Annotated in this window: 15 protein-coding genes; 9 read left to right on the top strand and 6 right to left on the bottom strand. The window is 39.8% G+C overall.

The features are described 5' to 3' along the window. The first annotated feature begins 241 nt into the window (after nucleotides 1-241). Nucleotides 242-1,726, top strand: coding sequence for a membrane-bound lytic murein transglycosylase MltF (mltF, locus tag AC2INI_RS03290; RefSeq protein ID WP_486305335.1), 1,485 nt, complete (start codon nucleotides 242-244; stop codon nucleotides 1,724-1,726). Nucleotides 1,727-1,889: 163 nt separating this feature from the next. After that, nucleotides 1,890-2,048, top strand: a complete 159-nt coding sequence (locus tag AC2INI_RS03285) for a hypothetical protein (RefSeq protein WP_162922543.1) — start codon at nucleotides 1,890-1,892, stop codon at nucleotides 2,046-2,048. 94 nt (nucleotides 2,049-2,142) lie between these two features. Here the strand turns inward: AC2INI_RS03285 and tadA are convergent, their stop codons facing one another. Together tadA and AC2INI_RS03275 are read right to left on the bottom strand one after the other, a co-directional pair. After that, nucleotides 2,143-2,673 (bottom strand): tRNA adenosine(34) deaminase TadA, encoded by a 531-nt coding sequence (tadA, locus tag AC2INI_RS03280; RefSeq protein WP_486305334.1) that lies wholly within the window; start codon nucleotides 2,671-2,673, stop codon nucleotides 2,143-2,145. A gap of 2 nt (nucleotides 2,674-2,675) precedes the next feature. Beyond that, the gene (locus AC2INI_RS03275; protein WP_122035949.1) at nucleotides 2,676-3,548 is read right to left on the bottom strand and encodes a LysR substrate-binding domain-containing protein; all 873 of its coding nucleotides are present in this window, start codon (nucleotides 3,546-3,548) and stop codon (nucleotides 2,676-2,678) included. A gap of 189 nt (nucleotides 3,549-3,737) precedes the next feature. Here AC2INI_RS03275 and AC2INI_RS03270 point away from each other — a divergent pair, with 189 nt between their 5' ends. The 4 genes from AC2INI_RS03270 (at nucleotide 3,738) to fghA (ending at nucleotide 8,838) form a co-directional block, all read left to right on the top strand. Continuing rightward, nucleotides 3,738-4,886, top strand: coding sequence for an S-(hydroxymethyl)glutathione dehydrogenase/class III alcohol dehydrogenase (locus AC2INI_RS03270; RefSeq protein WP_486305333.1), 1,149 nt, complete (start codon nucleotides 3,738-3,740; stop codon nucleotides 4,884-4,886). Nucleotides 4,887-5,045: 159 nt separating this feature from the next. Next, on the top strand, nucleotides 5,046-6,335 hold the full coding sequence (locus AC2INI_RS03265) for a dicarboxylate/amino acid:cation symporter (protein ID WP_122035953.1): 1,290 nt from the start codon (nucleotides 5,046-5,048) through the stop codon (nucleotides 6,333-6,335). A gap of 294 nt (nucleotides 6,336-6,629) precedes the next feature. Continuing rightward, a complete protein-coding gene (locus AC2INI_RS03260) occupies nucleotides 6,630-7,778 on the top strand; it encodes an S-(hydroxymethyl)glutathione dehydrogenase/class III alcohol dehydrogenase (protein WP_486305332.1) in 1,149 nt (382 codons plus the stop codon). 217 nt (nucleotides 7,779-7,995) lie between these two features. Beyond that, nucleotides 7,996-8,838 carry an S-formylglutathione hydrolase gene (fghA, locus tag AC2INI_RS03255; RefSeq protein ID WP_486305331.1) on the top strand — a complete coding sequence of 281 codons (843 nt, stop codon included), beginning with the start codon at nucleotides 7,996-7,998 and terminating at the stop codon, nucleotides 8,836-8,838. Between the two features lie 96 nt (nucleotides 8,839-8,934). Here the strand turns inward: fghA and AC2INI_RS03250 are convergent, their stop codons facing one another. Beyond that, nucleotides 8,935-10,239 carry an SLC5/6 family protein gene (locus AC2INI_RS03250; RefSeq protein WP_122035959.1) on the bottom strand — a complete coding sequence of 435 codons (1,305 nt, stop codon included), beginning with the start codon at nucleotides 10,237-10,239 and terminating at the stop codon, nucleotides 8,935-8,937. 291 nt (nucleotides 10,240-10,530) lie between these two features. Between AC2INI_RS03250 and AC2INI_RS03245 the strand changes: the two genes are divergently transcribed. The 3 genes from AC2INI_RS03245 to AC2INI_RS03235 are packed head-to-tail and all read left to right on the top strand — an operon-like array spanning nucleotide 10,531 to nucleotide 12,911. Next, the gene (locus AC2INI_RS03245; protein ID WP_486305330.1) at nucleotides 10,531-10,920 is read left to right on the top strand and encodes a Rid family detoxifying hydrolase; all 390 of its coding nucleotides are present in this window, start codon (nucleotides 10,531-10,533) and stop codon (nucleotides 10,918-10,920) included. 17 nt (nucleotides 10,921-10,937) lie between these two features. Next, nucleotides 10,938-12,215 carry an L-cysteine desulfidase family protein gene (locus tag AC2INI_RS03240; protein WP_486305329.1) on the top strand — a complete coding sequence of 426 codons (1,278 nt, stop codon included), beginning with the start codon at nucleotides 10,938-10,940 and terminating at the stop codon, nucleotides 12,213-12,215. Nucleotides 12,216-12,275: 60 nt separating this feature from the next. Continuing rightward, complete coding sequence (locus AC2INI_RS03235) at nucleotides 12,276-12,911, top strand: helix-turn-helix transcriptional regulator (RefSeq protein WP_122035965.1); 636 nt, start codon at nucleotides 12,276-12,278, stop codon at nucleotides 12,909-12,911. A gap of 72 nt (nucleotides 12,912-12,983) precedes the next feature. Here the strand turns inward: AC2INI_RS03235 and AC2INI_RS03230 are convergent, their stop codons facing one another. The 3 genes from AC2INI_RS03230 to guaB form a co-directional block, all read right to left on the bottom strand. Next, on the bottom strand, nucleotides 12,984-14,543 hold the full coding sequence (locus AC2INI_RS03230; RefSeq protein ID WP_486305328.1) for an AbgT family transporter: 1,560 nt from the start codon (nucleotides 14,541-14,543) through the stop codon (nucleotides 12,984-12,986). Between the two features lie 276 nt (nucleotides 14,544-14,819). Next, on the bottom strand, nucleotides 14,820-16,373 hold the full coding sequence (guaA, locus tag AC2INI_RS03225) for a glutamine-hydrolyzing GMP synthase (protein ID WP_045101397.1): 1,554 nt from the start codon (nucleotides 16,371-16,373) through the stop codon (nucleotides 14,820-14,822). A gap of 209 nt (nucleotides 16,374-16,582) precedes the next feature. After that, entirely contained in the window at nucleotides 16,583-18,046 is a 1,464-nt protein-coding gene (gene guaB, locus AC2INI_RS03220) for an IMP dehydrogenase (protein WP_045101396.1), read from the bottom strand. Nucleotides 18,047-18,117: the final 71 nt, after the last annotated feature.

Raw genomic sequence — 18,117 nt, 5'->3', positions numbered from 1 at the left:
TTGCGAACGCATTATAAAGGATTTTGTTTTGTGAAGTAACACCAAAAGCAACCGTTTGCGTATTTTTTTAAAAAAAAGTGTAAATGTCCTCTTAATTAGATAAATTTGAATGAAAAACAAACAACCATAAAAATAAACTGTCTCAATCTCTAATAATTGTTGTAATTTGTTACCGTGCTTTTGCCTCTTGATATCCCATTTGATATAACTACGCCCTACTTATTTAAAAGAGCATTCTGACTTGAGCCGCATCCCTTATCATCGTCTTCTAAAATCTTGCCTTGTTATTTCTACACTGGTTTTTACCCTCACAGGGTGCCAAGTAGAATCAGAGCCAAAAACAAAGCTAGAGCAGGTCAGAGAACGCGGTGTTTTACGAGTCAGTACATTAAATAATCAGCTTTCTTATTATATTGGTTCTAATGGCCCAACAGGATTGGATTACGATCTTGCAAAAGCCTTTGCTGAAAAATTGGAAGTTAAACTCGAGATCACTCCTGCATATACTTACTCAGGCTTATTCCCTGCTCTCAATCGTAATGAAGTTGATATTATTGCAGCTAATATGACTATTACTCCTGAACGCTTAGCTGAATATAATCCAGGGCCTGTCTATTACTATGTCAGCCAACAAGTCGTTTATAAAAAAGGCAGTTGGCGTCCGCGTAACATTAAGAACTTAACTCAACTTGATGAAAACGTAACTATCGTTAAAGATTCAAGTTTTGAAGGCACGTTAACCAAGTTAAAAGAGAAGCACCCTAAACTTGAGTGGCATACCGAAGCCGATACCGATGTTAGTGAATTATTGAAAAAAGTCGCTAATGGAGAAATTCACTACACGCTAGCTGACTCGGTTGAATTATCACTCACACAACGTATTCACCCTGAGTTAGCGGTTGCTTTTGAGCTAACCGAGGATCAGCCTGTCGCTTGGTTCTTACAAAAAACAGAGGACGATAGTTTACAAGCTCTGGTCATTGAATTTTTTGGTGAGCTAAAAGAAAGTGGTAAACTGGCTCTTTTAGAAGAAAAATATTTTGGTCATGTTGAATCGTTTGATTATGTTGATACACGCGCTTTCATTCGTGCATTAGAGAGCAAACTTCCTAAATGGGAACCTCTATTTAAAAAGTACGCAGGTGACTTTGATTGGCGTTTCTTAGCTGCTTTGTCATACCAAGAATCACATTGGAACCCGTTAGCAAAATCACCAACAGGCGTACGAGGCATGATGATGTTAACGCTTCCAACAGCTCAATCTGTTGGCGTTAAAAATCGCTTGAGCCCAGAGCAAAGTATTCGCGGCGGAGCTGAATATTTACGTCGTATAGTAAAACGAGTACCGGATTCAATAACAGAACATGAAAAGATTTGGTTTGCCCTTGCCTCTTACAATATTGGCTTTGGACACATGATGGATGCGCGTCGATTAACTAAGCGCTTAGGTGGAGATCCAGACTCTTGGACTGATGTAAAAGATAACTTACCGCTATTACGTCAGAAGCGTTATTACAAATATCTTCGTTATGGTTTTGCTCGTGGCGATGAAGCTCAAAATTATGTAGAGAACATTCGCCGTTATTACCAAAGTATTATTGGCTATGAACAAGAACAAGCAAACAAGTTGATCCAAGAAGAAATTACGGTTGAAGGTTTAACCGTAATTGATGTTCCACTTTCTTCTGCAGCTGCGACGATTAGTAATGCCACATCTAGCAAATAAGTCTCTATTTGCTGGTAATAAAAATTGTTAAAAAAACTTACTAAATGGCATGTTCATGTTACGGTAACAATTAACACATACTCTGAATTAACTTGTTCTCAAGATCATGCCAATTAAAGTTAAACGTACTTTAATTTTTATTCGTTAAATTAAGGGGGAGCCCATGCTCTCTAATAGAAGAAAACTTAAACCAAGTACCTCGCTAAAAGGCAGCACTCAACGTCGACGTAAGCTGTTAAATAACCATAAGAAAGTACTTCATCGTCAACGTACTTATGCTATGTCACTGTTTGATGAAGGCGAAGCATTCTCTTGTCGCTAATCTTTAGGCGACAATTTTTTATTCGCACGCAGTAAAAAGGCAAATTGCGATAATTCAATTTGCCTTCTCTACTATATTTTCTTTATCTTCTCGATTAATCCATCATCTGATTTTTCAATTCAGCTTCCCGCTGTAACTTACGTTCTTCTTTTTTCTCTTTACGTCTACGTTTAAAAAAAGCTTGTAGCTGTGCTCTACACTCTTCTTCCATCACTCCAGATTCACACTCCACAAAATGAAATGCGGTTGCAGAAGTAAATAGATTAATCACACTGCCAGATGCGCCTGTTTTCATATCTGTCGCACCAAAAACCACATCCTTAATGCGGCTGTGAACAATAGCACCTGCACACATAGGGCATGGTTCTAATGTGACATATAAAGTCGCATCGACTAGCCGATAATTTTCGATGGTTTTACCTGCCTCTTTAATCGCCATCATCTCAGCATGAGCAGTGGCATCATGAGTACCAATTGAACGGTTCCACCCTTCCCCAATGATCTTACCATCTAAAACAATCACAGCTCCGACTGGCACTTCGCCCTCTTTTTCAGCTATCGTGGCAAGTTCCATAGCGCGTTGCATATAGCGGTGTGCGTCTTTAGTTTCTATTTCAACCGTCATAGTTACTCTGCTAATTCTTTTGCTAGGAACTCAACCAATAAACGAATCTTAGTGGAAAGATGTCGATTATTTGGATATACCGCCCAGATCCCTTCTTTTGGCTCACGATAAGGTACTAGTATCTCTACAAGCTCACCTTTATCCATCGACTCTTGAACATAAAAATCAGGCAACTGAACAATGCCTAAACCTTTTAATGCCGCATTCGTTAAAGCGGCCCCGCTATTACAGTGAACAGATCCTTTTACTCTTACGCTTTTTTCTTTTTTATTTTCGATAAAGCGCCAGATAGGTAAGCTACCAACCAAGCAATTGTGTTGCGATAATTCAGATAAGGTATGAGGCTCACCATGTTTCTCAATATAACCAGGAGAGGCACACACTCGAACTTGTCTGCTAGATAGACGCTTTGCCATCATGGTTGAATCGGTTAATCGGCCTAATCGAATCGCTAGATCAAAATCCTGTTCAACCAAGTCTAATGTTTGATTTGATAAAATTAATTCAAGCTCAAGCTGTGGGTACATCAGCATAAAATCGCTAAGCAGTGGTGCAATTAGCTGCTCACCATAAGTTACTGACGACGTGATCTTTAAGCGGCCCTGAGGCGTTGCGTTAAGCTCAGTGATCGCTCTATCTGCTTGCTTTAACCCCTCAACTAAATGGCGACAATGCTGATAATAGGTTTGCCCTGCTTCAGTTACAGATACTTTTCTCGTTGTTCGGATCAATAACTTAATGGATAAACGATCTTCTAACGCTGCTACTTTACGACTAATTTGAGCCACCGATGTATCAAGAGCTCTGGCTGCTCCTGTAAAGCTTTGCGCTTCAGCAACGGCAACAAATTCAGTTACCCCTTCCCAATCAATCACTGGCTGTTCTCCACTAGTATTATTACATATTCGTAAAAATTATTTACTATTCTACCGTATTATCAATTGGTGGGAAATACTTATAATGGCACCCAACAAGACGACGAGCACAAACAAAAAATTGCATTACACTTAAAATAAAACTGTTATTTATGTCGTCGATTAAATTATCCCAATAAGGAAAAACCAATGGCTCTTGATATTAAACCTAATCAAACTCACATCAAATCTAAAGCAATGGTAGCTTGGGCTGCTGGCGAACCTCTTAAAATGGAAGAAGTAGATGTTCAACTTCCTAAAGCTGGTGAAGTTTTAGTTCGCATCATTGCTACTGGCGTATGCCACACTGACTTATTCACTCTTTCTGGTGATGATCCTGAAGGTATCTTCCCATCAATCCTAGGCCATGAAGGCGGCGGTATTGTTGAAATGATCGGCGAAGGCGTAACAAGCGTTGAAGTTGGCGACCACGTTATCCCTCTTTACACTGCTGAGTGTGGTGAGTGTAAATTCTGTAAATCTGGCAAAACTAACCTTTGTCAGGCGGTTCGTGAAACTCAAGGTCAAGGCCTTATGCCTGATGGAACAAGTCGTTTTTCTATCAACGGTGAAACTATCTTCCATTACATGGGTTGCTCTACGTTCTCTGAATTCACAGTACTTCCTGAAATCTCTTTAGCGAAAGTTTCTAAAGAAGCACCACTTGAAGAAGTTTGTCTTCTAGGTTGTGGCGTAACGACTGGTATGGGTGCGGTTCTTAACACAGCTAAAGTTGAAAAAGGCGACACGGTTGCTGTATTCGGTCTTGGTGGTATCGGTCTTTCCGCTATCATCGGTGCGAAAATGGCGGGTGCAAGCCGCATCATCGGTGTTGACTTGAACGAAAGCAAATATGAACTGGCTAAAAAATTAGGTGCAACTGATTGCATCAACCCAACAAACTTCGATAAGCCAATTCAAGAAGTAATTGTTGAAATGACTGATGGCGGCGTGGATTACTCTTTTGAGTGTATCGGTAACGTAAACGTAATGCGTGCTGCACTTGAGTGTTGTCACAAAGGTTGGGGTGAATCAATCATCATCGGTGTTGCTGGTGCGGGTCAAGAGATCTCAACTCGTCCATTCCAACTTGTGACTGGTCGTGTATGGCGTGGCTCTGCATTCGGTGGTGTTAAAGGCCGTACTGAGCTTCCAGGTATCGTTGACCGTTACATGCAAGGTGAATTCGCTCTTGATGATTTCATCACTCACACTATGGGTCTTGCTGATGTAAACGCAGCGTTCGATCTAATGCACGAAGGTAAATCTATCCGTACTGTTCTACATATGGATAAATAAGCTCTAACATTTAAAATTTAACCATCATTAACTAAACGTAAAGCCCGTTAGATTCATTTCAAACGGGCTTTATTTTTTAAAGGTACATATGTTTATTAAAGGAAAAGTCCTTCAATAAACGTATAAAGCCTCCTATCCAAACCACTGGAAACCATGATTATGTTGACTAACCTTCGTCAATCTTTGCCTTTGCAATTGCTACTAGCTGCATTACTTGCATGGCTTTTTACCCTATTTATTTCTCCGACAACTGACGTAACACAAGCTTCTTGGTATCAATTAGTGATGCTAGGTAAAGTCACTTATATCGGTTTGCTTAAAATGGTAGTTGGTCTGGTCGTTATGTTTTCTTTACTTCAAGGCATAACAAGTATTGGTTCTATCACTCGCCTAAAGCAAGTCGGTCGTAATACCCTACTGTTCTATAGCTTTACTACACTGTTGGCCATTTCTCTTGGTTTAGGTGCCTCATTACTATTACCTGCATGGCAACCTCTGACGGAGTTTGCACCTGTTGGTGACAACGTTCAGCTCATTAGCGAAGAGTCCGCTGGTGGCGCTGCCATTGCAGGTAAACTGCTAAATATGGCTTTTGTAAATCCAGTTGCTGCATTATCTCAGGGAAATTTGCTCGCTATCGTTGTGTTTTCATTCATGTTGGGATTAGCTTTACTCTCCTCATTACCAGAAAAACACCCTATTTTTGATCTACTCAATGGCTTAAATAAAAGTATTAATACGATAGTAGGTTGGATAATTAAATTATCTCCACTCGCAGTATTTGCCATTATTTTTGATTTTAGTATCCGTGGTGGTGAGTCTTTATTTGAACAGTTAGCTCTATTTGCTCTACTGGTTTTTATTCTTACTTTAATTCATGGCGCTATTGTTTTACCAACGATTGCAAAACTAGCAACAGGCATTAAATATACAACCTTATTTAAAGCAATATCCGCTCCTATGGCGATGGCTTTTGCTACCTCTTCTAGCTCTGCAACTTTGCCATTAGCAATGCAAAGTGCCCAAGAAAAACTTGGTGTATCACAAAGTACAAGCAGTATGGTATTACCCCTTGGTGCGGTAATGAATATGGATGGAACTGCATTATTTGAAGGTGTTGCTGCTATATTCTTAGCTCAACTTTTTGGGGTTGATTTAACAACTTCAGGATTAGTCATGATTTTTATTATGGCAATGGTATCTTCTGTTGGTGCACCCGGAATGCCATCAGGATCTATGTCAGGCATGCAATTAGTTCTTTTGGCTGCAGGGATCCCATTAGAAGCTATCGCAATCCTGTTAATCATTGAACGTCCACTTGATACTTTCCGTACTGCGGTTAACGTTGAGGGGGATATGATTGCCGCTTTAGTCATTGATAAATGGCAGAAGAAACAAAAGCCACTAACTGAAAAGCAATCATTATCTCAAACATCTTACTCCGCATAACCTCTATGAAAGCCCGTTGGATAACCTCTAGCGGGCTGTTTTATGCTTCACACTTTTTATTCGATATTAGCGCATACCTCCCTTTATTATTTACCTTTCTAATCATAAAGACTCCGTGATCAACTAAAAGTCTAAGTATTATTACATTTTCGTAAAAATCATTTTCATTTTAGGGGGATTATCAATTCTTTAGAAACACCTATACTAGCCACATCAAAACGAGAGGGCAGAAATACAAAACTCAACTACGCTTTAGTTGACTGCTCATCCGAATATATTAATAAGGAAAAACCAATGGCTCTTGATATTAAACCAGGTCAAACATCAATTAAATCTAAAGCAATGGTAGCTTGGGCTGCTGGCGAACCTCTTAAAATGGAAGAAGTGGATGTTCAACTTCCTAAAGCTGGTGAAGTTTTAGTTCGCATCGTTGCAACTGGCGTATGTCACACTGATTTATTTACTCTTTCTGGTGATGATCCAGAAGGTATCTTCCCTTCAATCCTAGGCCATGAAGGCGGCGGTATTGTTGAAATGATCGGCGAAGGCGTAACAAGCGTTGAAGTTGGTGACCACGTTATCCCTCTTTACACTGCTGAGTGTGGTGAGTGTAAATTCTGTAAATCTGGCAAAACTAACCTTTGTCAGGCGGTTCGTGAAACTCAAGGTCAAGGCCTTATGCCTGATGGAACAAGTCGTTTCTCTATCAACGGTGAAACTATCTTCCATTACATGGGTTGCTCTACGTTCTCTGAATTCACAGTACTTCCTGAAATCTCTCTAGCGAAAGTTTCTAAAGAAGCACCACTTGAAGAAGTTTGTCTTCTAGGTTGTGGCGTAACGACTGGTATGGGTGCGGTTCTTAACACGGCTAAAGTTGAAAAAGGCGACACGGTTGCTGTATTCGGTCTTGGTGGTATCGGTCTTTCAGCTATCATCGGCGCTAAAATGGCGGGTGCAAGCCGCATCATCGGTGTTGACTTGAACGAAAGCAAATACGAGCTAGCTAAAAAATTAGGTGCAACTGATTGCATTAACCCAACAAACTTCGATAAGCCAATTCAAGAAGTAATTGTTGAAATGACTGATGGCGGCGTGGATTACTCTTTTGAGTGTATCGGTAACGTAAACGTAATGCGTGCTGCACTTGAGTGTTGTCACAAAGGCTGGGGTGAATCAATCATCATCGGTGTTGCTGGTGCTGGTCAAGAGATCTCAACTCGTCCTTTCCAACTTGTGACTGGTCGTGTATGGCGTGGCTCTGCATTCGGTGGTGTTAAAGGCCGTACTGAGCTTCCAGGTATCGTTGACCGTTACATGCAAGGTGAGTTCGCTCTTGATGACTTCATCACTCACACTATGGGTCTTGCTGATGTAAACGCAGCGTTCGACTTAATGCACGAAGGTAAATCTATCCGTACTGTTCTACATATGGATAAATAAGTAAAAGTGAGGGGTTAGATACTCTAGCCCCTATTCTACTTTTGATCTTTAAGTGCTTTATATCAAGAAAGTATGTTTATCTGCGTGGGTGGCGCAATTTATAGATAATCTTGCGAAGGTTTCATTCTTCATTTTAAAGCACTTCAAAATCAACCAGTAGATCTCTATTCAATACAGTGATCTCGCTGATATGAATCAAAATATAAAAGGGCTCATCATGACAATCGAAAATATCAGCCAAGCAAAAGTTGCCGGTGGTTGGCACAAACAATATACACATACATCATCTACACTAAATTGTGATATGCGCTTTGCTATCTTTCTACCAGCGAACGCTTCTGAAAGTAATCCTGTTCCTGTTTTATACTGGTTATCAGGCTTAACTTGTACTGATGAAAACTTCATGCAAAAAGCAGGGGCATTCAAAAAAGCCGCTGACTTAGGCATTGCTATTGTTGCTATGGATACGAGCCCTCGTGGTGAAGATGCTGCTGATGATGCAGAAGCAGCTTACGATTTTGGTCTGGGTGCAGGGTTCTACTTAAATGCAACTCAAGCGCCATGGAATCGTCATTACCATATGTATGATTACGTAACAAAAGAGCTGCCATCTTTAATTGAAGATCACTTCCCTGTTTCAAATAAAAAATCGATTTCAGGGCATAGTATGGGTGGTCATGGTGCAATTACCATTGGCTTGAAAAACCAAGATGCATATCAGTCTATCTCTGCGTTTAGCCCTATTTCTAGCCCAATCAATTGTCCTTGGGGTCAAAAAGCATTAGGCCTATATCTTGGTGATAATAAAGAGACTTGGAAAGAATACGATAGCTCAGAACTACTTAAAAAAGGCTCTAAATTGCCAATTTTAGTAGACCAAGGTGAAGCTGATGGTTTCTTAGAAGAACAATTAAAACCTGAATATCTGCTTTCTTCTGCAGAGCAATCTGGTGCCGATGTAGAAGTAAGAATGCAACCAGGTTACGACCACAGCTACTTCTTTATTTCGACGTTTATTGATGAACATCTAGAGTTTCATGCTGCTTATTTAAATAAATAATACTGATTTAAGATAAGCAAAAGCATAAATAGCAAAATCCCAGAGTAAGTTCTCCTTCTCTGGGATTTTTTATGTCTATATATTAATTTTCTATAATTAGATAAACGCTAACACTGGAGAGATACAAAGAAGAATACCTGTAACAATAATTAGGTTAGTTGATAAGCCTTTGTACTTATGAAGTGTTGGTACCTTATGAACAAGGTAAGCCGGAATTAAACAACCAACCAAACCAAATACAGGGCTACAAATTGATGTGAAAGATAAGATAGGTGCATTTAATGCGACTGCTGACCAAGCCAGTAAAACAATAAATACTGTGATAAGTTTATTAACTAACTCTTTGTTAATTGCAGACTCATCCATACGTCTTAGTAAAACATTCATCGCTAAACCACGACACGCTTCTTGGAATGCCATAAATACACCGAAGAATGACGTTACTACAGCAAAAATATTAATCACGATACCTGTAACTGTTGCCCAGCTTCCTGGGAAGTAATGAGCAATAATGGCTAGAGCGGAGATATTTTTATTCATCGCTTCAGCGGCTTGCTCTTGGCTGATAGCAAAAGTAAACGATACCGCAAAGAAGAAAACAACAACAAATAAGATTGAAAAAGCAATATTCATTGCTCTTAGTGATTTGTAACGCGCAACTTCAATTGATGTCTCACGTGAGCGATATGAGATAACCATAGGGCTAAGAGATTGAATAAAAAGAATAGACGTTAATGTGAATGGAAGCGTGATAATCGCATCTTTTAACATTGGGCCAAACGAACCAATAGCAGGAACGTTAGCAAAATCCCAACGAGAAACCAGTAATAAGCCCATAACAGCAACTAATGAAAGTACCGTTACAGCCATAAAGCCAGATAGTTTAAATAGTAATTTCTCACCTTTAGAGCCAATAAAAGCAAGAACACAGATCAGCCCTAAACCATAGAAAACATTCTCATTTAAGTGCCCTTCAGTAACGCCAAACGAGTGTAAGTATGAAGAACTATCATTGGTTACCGCTAATGAATAAACCAATACCCAAATAACCAACATAATGAAATAAAGAGCACCTAAAGCCACACCCCAGTTTTTACCTAAATATCCAGTAATCACACCTGGGTAATCTGTACATGTTTTTGCTTCGGCAAGGGTGTTGATAAAAAGTTTTTGAAACAAATACATTGCTGGGTAGCCAATAATTGAAGACAGAAGGAAAACCCAAATCCCCATAATCCCAACTTGAACAGGCAAGAAGACAATCCCAGCCCCTATAGCCATACCAATACTGATAACAATCCAACCAATATCAACGCTATCGAATTTGGTGGCCTTTTTCCATTCAGAATCAGTCATATCACTTTGACCACGACCAAGTCCTGCTAATGTAGCTGTGTTCATATAAAACTCCATCTTTGTAGGGATCACTATTTTTATAATTTTAAAGCGACAAATCGCCGCCAACTTGCAACTTTTGAAGAATCTACTCTCTAATTTAAAAATAACAATGCAAATTTATTTGAAATGATAGCGAGATCTCAGTTCGTAAAATAAACAAAAAATTGCTACAAAGTAATTGCAATCCCTTACAAATAAGCATAAATTCAACTCACACAAACTAAATGCAATTATTTTTGCATATTTAGAGTTGAAACTTAAAATCAAAAATAGTTGCAAAAAAGGACAATACATATGAAGCAAATTATCGTGGCAAAATCAGCACCAGAAGCAATCGGTCCTTACTCTCACGGCACCGCATTTAATGGTCTTATCTTTACATCAGGTCAATTACCGGTAGATGGTTCAACAGGAACTGTTGTAGAAGGAGGGATTACCGCTCAATCTGAAATGTCTCTTAAAAACTTAATTTCAGTAATCGAAGCTGCTGACGGCGATGTAAATACGGTTTTAAAAACAACCTGCTACCTTGCTAACATCACTGATTTCGCTGCATTTAATGAAGTATATAAAACCGTTTTTCATACCGACTGCCCTGCACGCTCTTGCTTTGCGGTAAAAGATCTTCCGCTTGGCGTATTAGTTGAAGTCGAAGCAATTGCTCATAAGAAAACAACGGTATAACTAAAAAGGTGAACAAAATGAACTCTACCTGGAAGCAATACATTACTATTTTAAAAAATGTTGTGAAACCAGCCCTTGGGTGTACTGAACCTATTTGTGCAGCCTATGCGACAAGCGTAGCAACACAGATGCTTGGAGAAAAACCAGAAACTATTGATGTTTTTGTCTCTGATAATTTGTATAAAAATAGTATGGGTGTTTTTGTTCCAAGAACAGGTAGAGTTGGTCTTGCTATTGCCGCAGCTACTGGCGCCACTGGTGGAAACCCAGATGCTGGATTAGAAGTACTTGCAAAACTGACAGAATCTCAAGTAAATGAAGCACAACAGCTTATTGATGCAGGTCGAGTTCAAGTAAAACGAGAGGCCACTGATGAATTTATCTATTGTCGCGTTATCGTTAAAGGCTTACAACATCACGCAGAGGTTACCATCTGTGGGGGGCATACTCTCATTGTAGAAAAACGACTTGATGGTAATGTCACCTATACACTTGATTCTTCATTACCAAAAGCCTCTACCGCTTCTATTTGTGATGGCGTCGATATCACTATTTCCTCGATTTATGATTTCGCTACTCAAGCCAAATTTGATGACATTAAATTTATCCTTGAAGCTAAAGAACTCAATATTGCTCTTGCTCAAGAAGGATTGGATAACCCATACGGCTTAGAAGTGGGCCGAACTTATCAAAAGAACATAGATACTGGGCTGCTTTCAAAAAGCTTAGACAGTGATATTTTAATCTATACCTCTGCAGCATCTGACGCTCGAATGGGCGGTGCAACCTTACCGGCGATGTCTAATTATGGTAGCGGTAATCAAGGTATAGCAGCAACAATTCCTGTCGTTAAAATGGCTGACTTTTATAATGCAGATGAAGAAGCATTAGCAAGAGCATTTATTATGAGTCACCTTGGGGCTATTTATATTAAATCTCATTATCCACCACTATCAGCATTTTGTGGTAATGCCGTAACCTCTGCTGCTGCTGCAATGGCGATGGTATATTTGGCTGGTGGTACATTCGAACAATCTTGCTCTGCAATTCAAAATACCATTAGTGATACCAGCGGAATGATCTGTGATGGTGCGAAATCAACCTGTGCAATGAAAGTAGGCAGCAGTGCTCAATCAGCAATGAAGTCATCCCTACTCGCTTTGAATAATCATTGCGTAACAAAACAGGGCGTTATTGCTGAAGATGTAGAAAAAACCATTAAGAACATCGGTAGAATGATAACCACAGGAATGCCAAATATAGATCATGAAATCATTGAAATAATGGCGTCATAATGAAAAGATGTCACTTACACGCTAAGTGACATCATCTTTTTACCAACATAAAGAAAACATATGCTACATAAACTCTCTACTGCCGATAAACTCATACTGAAATCAACTTATAGTATTGTTGATGGCATTGCTGCTATGTTTGGAAAACATGTTGAAGTGGTACTGCACTCTCTTGATTCTGACAATCCATCAATCATTAAAATTGCTAATGGCCATGTCACTGGTCGCGGTATTGGTGCGCCCATTACCAATCTTGCACTCGAAAAATTGAAAGCCGGATCCGATGTATCAACGCCTTATTTCACCCGAACAGAGAAAGGTGAATTAATGCGTTCTGTTACTTCGATGATTCGAAATGAGGCAGGTACTCCTATCGCTTTACTTTGTATTAATTCTAATCTTGATGTGCCGATGAATAGCTTCTTTATGGACCTATTCCCACAAACAAATCAATTAGCAGCGTCACCTGAAACCTTTGCCAAAGACAGTATTGAAATGCTGACAGACTCGATAGCTAGAATACAAAGCGAAGTATTGGAAGACGAAAGTATTGCGGTGTCTCGAAGAGTAAGAACCATTGTTGAGCGCTTACATCATCAAGGGGCGTTTAATATAAAAGATGCGACTCAAATAACCGCCAATATTCTAAATGTATCTAAAGACTCTGTTTATCGTTATCTAAGAAAATTTAAGTAATACCGAACATTGAAATGCAAAAAAGCCCTGAGAACTTATCATTCTCAGGGCTTTTATTTTTACTAATACAAATTAACCCGGCAGGTTATATGTATATGGCGCTTGGATACCTAGTGGAATACCTAGAGCCCAGTACGCTAGTAAGAAGATTGTCCAACCAATTAGCATTGCGATAGAGAAAGGCATCATTAGAGAAGCCAGTGTACCGATACCCGTTGATTTAACGTAACGTTGGCAGTAAACCACAACTAATGGGAAGAACACCATTAGTGGTGAGATGATATTTGAAACAGAATCACCTACACGGTATGCCGCTTGAGATAGCTCAGGAGAGATACCAACACCCATTAGCATTGGAACTAGTACAGGACCAATTAATGCCCATTTAGCTGATGCAGAACCAATTAGTAGATTTACAAACGCAGTAAGCAAAATCATACCAATAATGGTTAGCTGACCAGGAAGCTCCATTGCTTTAAGTACATCAGCACCGTACATTGCTAAGATTGTGCCGATATTTGATTGGCTAAAAGCAACTAAGAACTGCGCACAGAAGAATGACATAACCATGTAGGCACCCATTGTGCCCATTGTTTCTGACATTGCTTTAATTACATCATTACTGCTTTTAAACGTACCAGAAACACGTCCAAAAACGATACCAGGGATGATAAATAGAATGAAGATAAGTGGAACAATAGACTTCATTAGTGGTGCAGAGAATGAGGTAATTTCACCATCAGGAGAACGAAGTGCTGAATCTTCAGGGTAAATAAGCACGATAAGTAGCGCGATACCTGCAACCATTGCCCAACCAGCAAATTTAAATGCTCTTGATTCAATCTCAGTAAATGAACCTAAATCTGGCGCTGTTTCTGCATCTTTATCTACTGGTGTTTTAGCTAAACGAGGCTCAATGATTTTCTCGGTTACATACCAACCAATCACAACAATTAAAATTGAAGAAAGACCAGTAAAGTAGATGTTTGCTAATGGATTAACGATGTAAGAAGTATCTAATACTTGTGCTGCTGTTTGTGTAAAGCCAGCAAGTAATGGATCAATACCCGATGGGATAAAGTTAGCAGAGAAACCACCTGATACACCGGCAAATGCTGCTGCAATACCCGCTAACGGATGACGACCCGCCGCGTGGAAAATGATACCACCTAGTGGAATAACTAATACATAACCTGCATCTGCTGCTGTGTGTGACACGATAGCAACAAGAATAAGCATTGGTGTTAGTAATTTAGCTGGAGTGAAGTTCAGCATTTTCTTTAGGCCAGTTTGAATAAAGCCTGAAGAGTCAGCAACACCAACACCTAGCATTGCCACTAATACGATACCTAGTGGAGCAAAACCGGTAAAGTTAGTTACCATAGTTGCTAAAAAGTTTGCTAAAGAATCACCAGTTAAAAGGTTTTTCACTTGAACTGCATCTTGAGTAACAGGATGAATCAAGTCAAATTGTACTTGTGATAATAGCGCTGAAAGACCCCAAACAATTAAAAGGCCCCAGAAAAACAGTAGTGCAGGATCTGGGATCTTGTTACCTACTCGTTCGATTGTATTTAGAAAACGATCCATACCACTTGGCTTAGATGCTTTCTCTGCTGCTTGGCTACTCATCCGTAACTCCATCTATTATTAATGTTGTATTTTCAGAAAAGAATTTGGAAATTATGTGACTTCTCTTAACTTTTCTTTTGCTGAAACAGTGTAAACCACTTAAAGAATAAATAGAGCATTTAGTTGAATAATTTAGAAGTGCAAACATATATTTTGTAAGATAAGTTTTCACCGAAACAAATAGCCAACAATATAGTTCATTATACTTTACAACTGAAACAAAAAAAGCGCCTTTCGGCGCTTTCTTAAATTAAACCAGATTCATTGAATCAGGGATTATTCCCATTCGATTGTTGCTGGTGGCTTACCAGAAATGTCATAAACAACACGAGAAATGCCACTAACTTCATTAATAATACGGTTAGATACTTTACCTAGGAAATCGTATGGTAAATGTGCCCAATGCGCCGTCATAAAGTCAATCGTTTCTACTGCACGTAGAGAGACAACCCAATCATATTTACGACCATCGCCCATAACACCAACTGAACGTACAGGTAAGAATACAGTGAATGCTTGAGATACTTTGTGGTAAAGATCCGCATTGTGCAGCTCTTCAATGAAGATCGCATCAGCACGACGTAATAAGTCACAGTACTCTTTTTTAATCTCACCAAGAACACGAACACCTAAACCAGGTCCAGGGAACGGGTGGCGATAAAGCATATTGTATGGAAGACCTAATTCTAAACCGATCTTACGTACTTCATCTTTAAACAGTTCACGTAATGGCTCAACAAGACCCATTTCCATGTCATCAGGAAGACCACCAACGTTGTGATGAGACTTGATAACGTGCGCTTTACCGGTTTTAGATGCTGCTGACTCGATAACATCTGGGTAGATAGTACCTTGAGCTAGCCACTTAGCATTTGATAGTTTCTTCGACTCTTCATCAAAAATATCTACAAATACGTGACCAATGATCTTACGTTTCGCTTCAGGATCTGATTCACCACCAAGCGCCGCTAAGAAACGTTCTTCAGCTTCAACATGAATGATCTTAAGACCAAAACCTTCACTAAACATTTCCATAACTTGTTCAGCTTCATTTAAACGAAGTAAACCGTTATCAACAAATACACATGTTAGCTTATCGCCAATTGCACGGTGAGCAAGCATAGCAACGACTGATGAATCAACACCACCAGAAAGACCTAGAATGACTTCATCATCACCGACTTGCTCTTTAATACGAGCAACAGCATCTTCAATAATCGATGCTGAAGTCCACAGACCTTCACAACCACATACATTAAGAACAAAGTTCTCAAGCATTTTAAGGCCGTTTTTAGTGTGTGTTACTTCTGGGTGGAATTGAACACCGTAATATTTTTTCTCTTCATTCGCCATTGCAGCGTAAGGACAAGTTTCTGTCTCTGCAATTTTCACGAAATCAGCTGGAATTTCAACAACTTTATCACCGTGGCTCATCCAAACATCTTGAGTTGCTTCAAGATCTTTAAATAGCGCAGATTCACCTGTTACTTGTACTGCTGCATAACCAAATTCACGCTCAGTAGATGTTGCTACTTTACCGCCAAGTTGCTCTGCCATTGTTTGCATGCCGTAACACACACCAAATACAGGAACACCAGAATCAAATACATATTGAGGAGCACGAGGAGAATTTTCTTCAGTCACACTTTCTGGACCGCCAGATAAGATGATGCCATCTGGATTGAAATCACGGATGTCAGATTCTTCTACATCCCAGCTCCAAAGTTCACAGTAAACACCAATCTCACGGATACGACGCGCAACAAGCTGCGTGTATTGAGAACCAAAATCTAAAATAAGAATGCGTTGATCGTGGATATTAGTCGTCATTAGTCTTTCTCAAAAAGTCATTTATTTAGTGTGGCTTCACTATAAAACCACACGCTTAAAATTGAATTTGGTACAAAGTCTTTTTCTTTATATTTCAAAGCAGAATCATTCGAGCTCTAGGAAAAGGTACGGAGTTTACAAATGTAAATGAGTACCTTTGACAACGAACCGGAAAATTCTGCAAAGAAAAATTAGCCTAGGCGCTTCTCTTAACCTAAACGATAGTTTGGTGCTTCTTTCGTGATCTGAACATCATGTACGTGTGATTCTTTCATGCCCGCACCAGAGATACGAACAAATTCAGCTTTAGTACGCATGTCTTCAATCGTTGCTGAACCTGTTAGGCCCATGCTTGAACGTAAACCACCCATTTGTTGGTGAACGATCTCTTTTAAACGACCTTTATAAGCGATACGACCTTCGATACCTTCAGGAACAAGTTTGTCCGCTGCATTATCAGATTGGAAGTAACGGTCTGAAGAACCTTGAGACATAGCGCCAAGAGAGCCCATGCCACGGTAAGATTTGTATGAACGACCTTGATAAAGAATAACTTCACCAGGTGCTTCTTCTGTACCAGCAAACATTGAGCCAACCATGACACATGATGCGCCAGCGGCAATTGCTTTACAGATATCGCCAGAATAACGGATACCGCCATCAGCGATTACAGGAATACCATGAGCAGTTGCAACTTCTGCTGCGTCTGAAATAGCGGTAATTTGAGGAACACCAACACCCGTAACGATACGAGTAGTACAGATTGAACCTGGGCCGATACCTACTTTAACTGCACTTACACCAGCATCGATTAATGCTTTAGCGCCTGCACCAGTAGCTACGTTACCGCCAATGATTTGTAGATCAGGGAATGAAGCACGAGTTTCACGAATACGTTGTAAAACGCCTTCTGAATGACCGTGAGATGAATCGATAAGTAAAACATCAACGCCTGCTTCAACAAGAGCAGCAACACGCTCTTCGTTACCAGCACCAGCGCCTACCGCAGCACCTACACGTAGACGACCACGTTCATCTTTACATGCATTTGGTTTACGTTCTGCTTTATGGAAGTCTTTTGCTGTGATCATACCGGTTAGTTGGAACTCATCGTTCACTACCAATACTTTCTCTACACGCGCTTCATGCATTTTCTCTTGAACTTCTTCACGAGTTGCACCTTCTTTAACAGAAGCTAGGCGTGCTTTTGGCGTCATTACAACGTCAACTTTCTTAGATAAGTCTGTTACAAAACGAACATCACGACCAGTAATTATACCAACAAGTTCGTTAGTTTCAGTTACTACAGGGAAGCCAGCAAAACCGTGTTTTTCAGTCAGTTCTTTCACATCTTGGATAGTTGCGTCAGGACGAACGGTTACTGGAGCAGAGACAACGCCTGCTTCAAAGATTTTTACTAAGCGAACTTGTTCAGCTTGCTGTTCAATAGACATGTTCTTGTGGATAAAACCGATGCCACCCTCTTGCGCTAATGCAATAGCAAGGCGCGCTTCTGTCACTGTATCCATTGATGCTGAAATCATTGGGATATTTAGAGAGATAGTCTTCGTTAACTGAGTGCGAAGATCAGCGGTGTTAGGAAGAACTGTGGAGTGTGCTGGGACGAGTAAAACGTCATCGAAGGTTAAAGCTTCTTTTGCGATTCGTAGCATTTGCAATATCTCACAACATAAGTGTTTAAAGGAATAAATCCCACTTTATCGTTTCGCATAATAAAGTGTTT

This window comes from Aliivibrio friggae (genome assembly GCF_057368515.1).
This window is presented reverse-complemented; position numbering and strand designations above follow the sequence as displayed.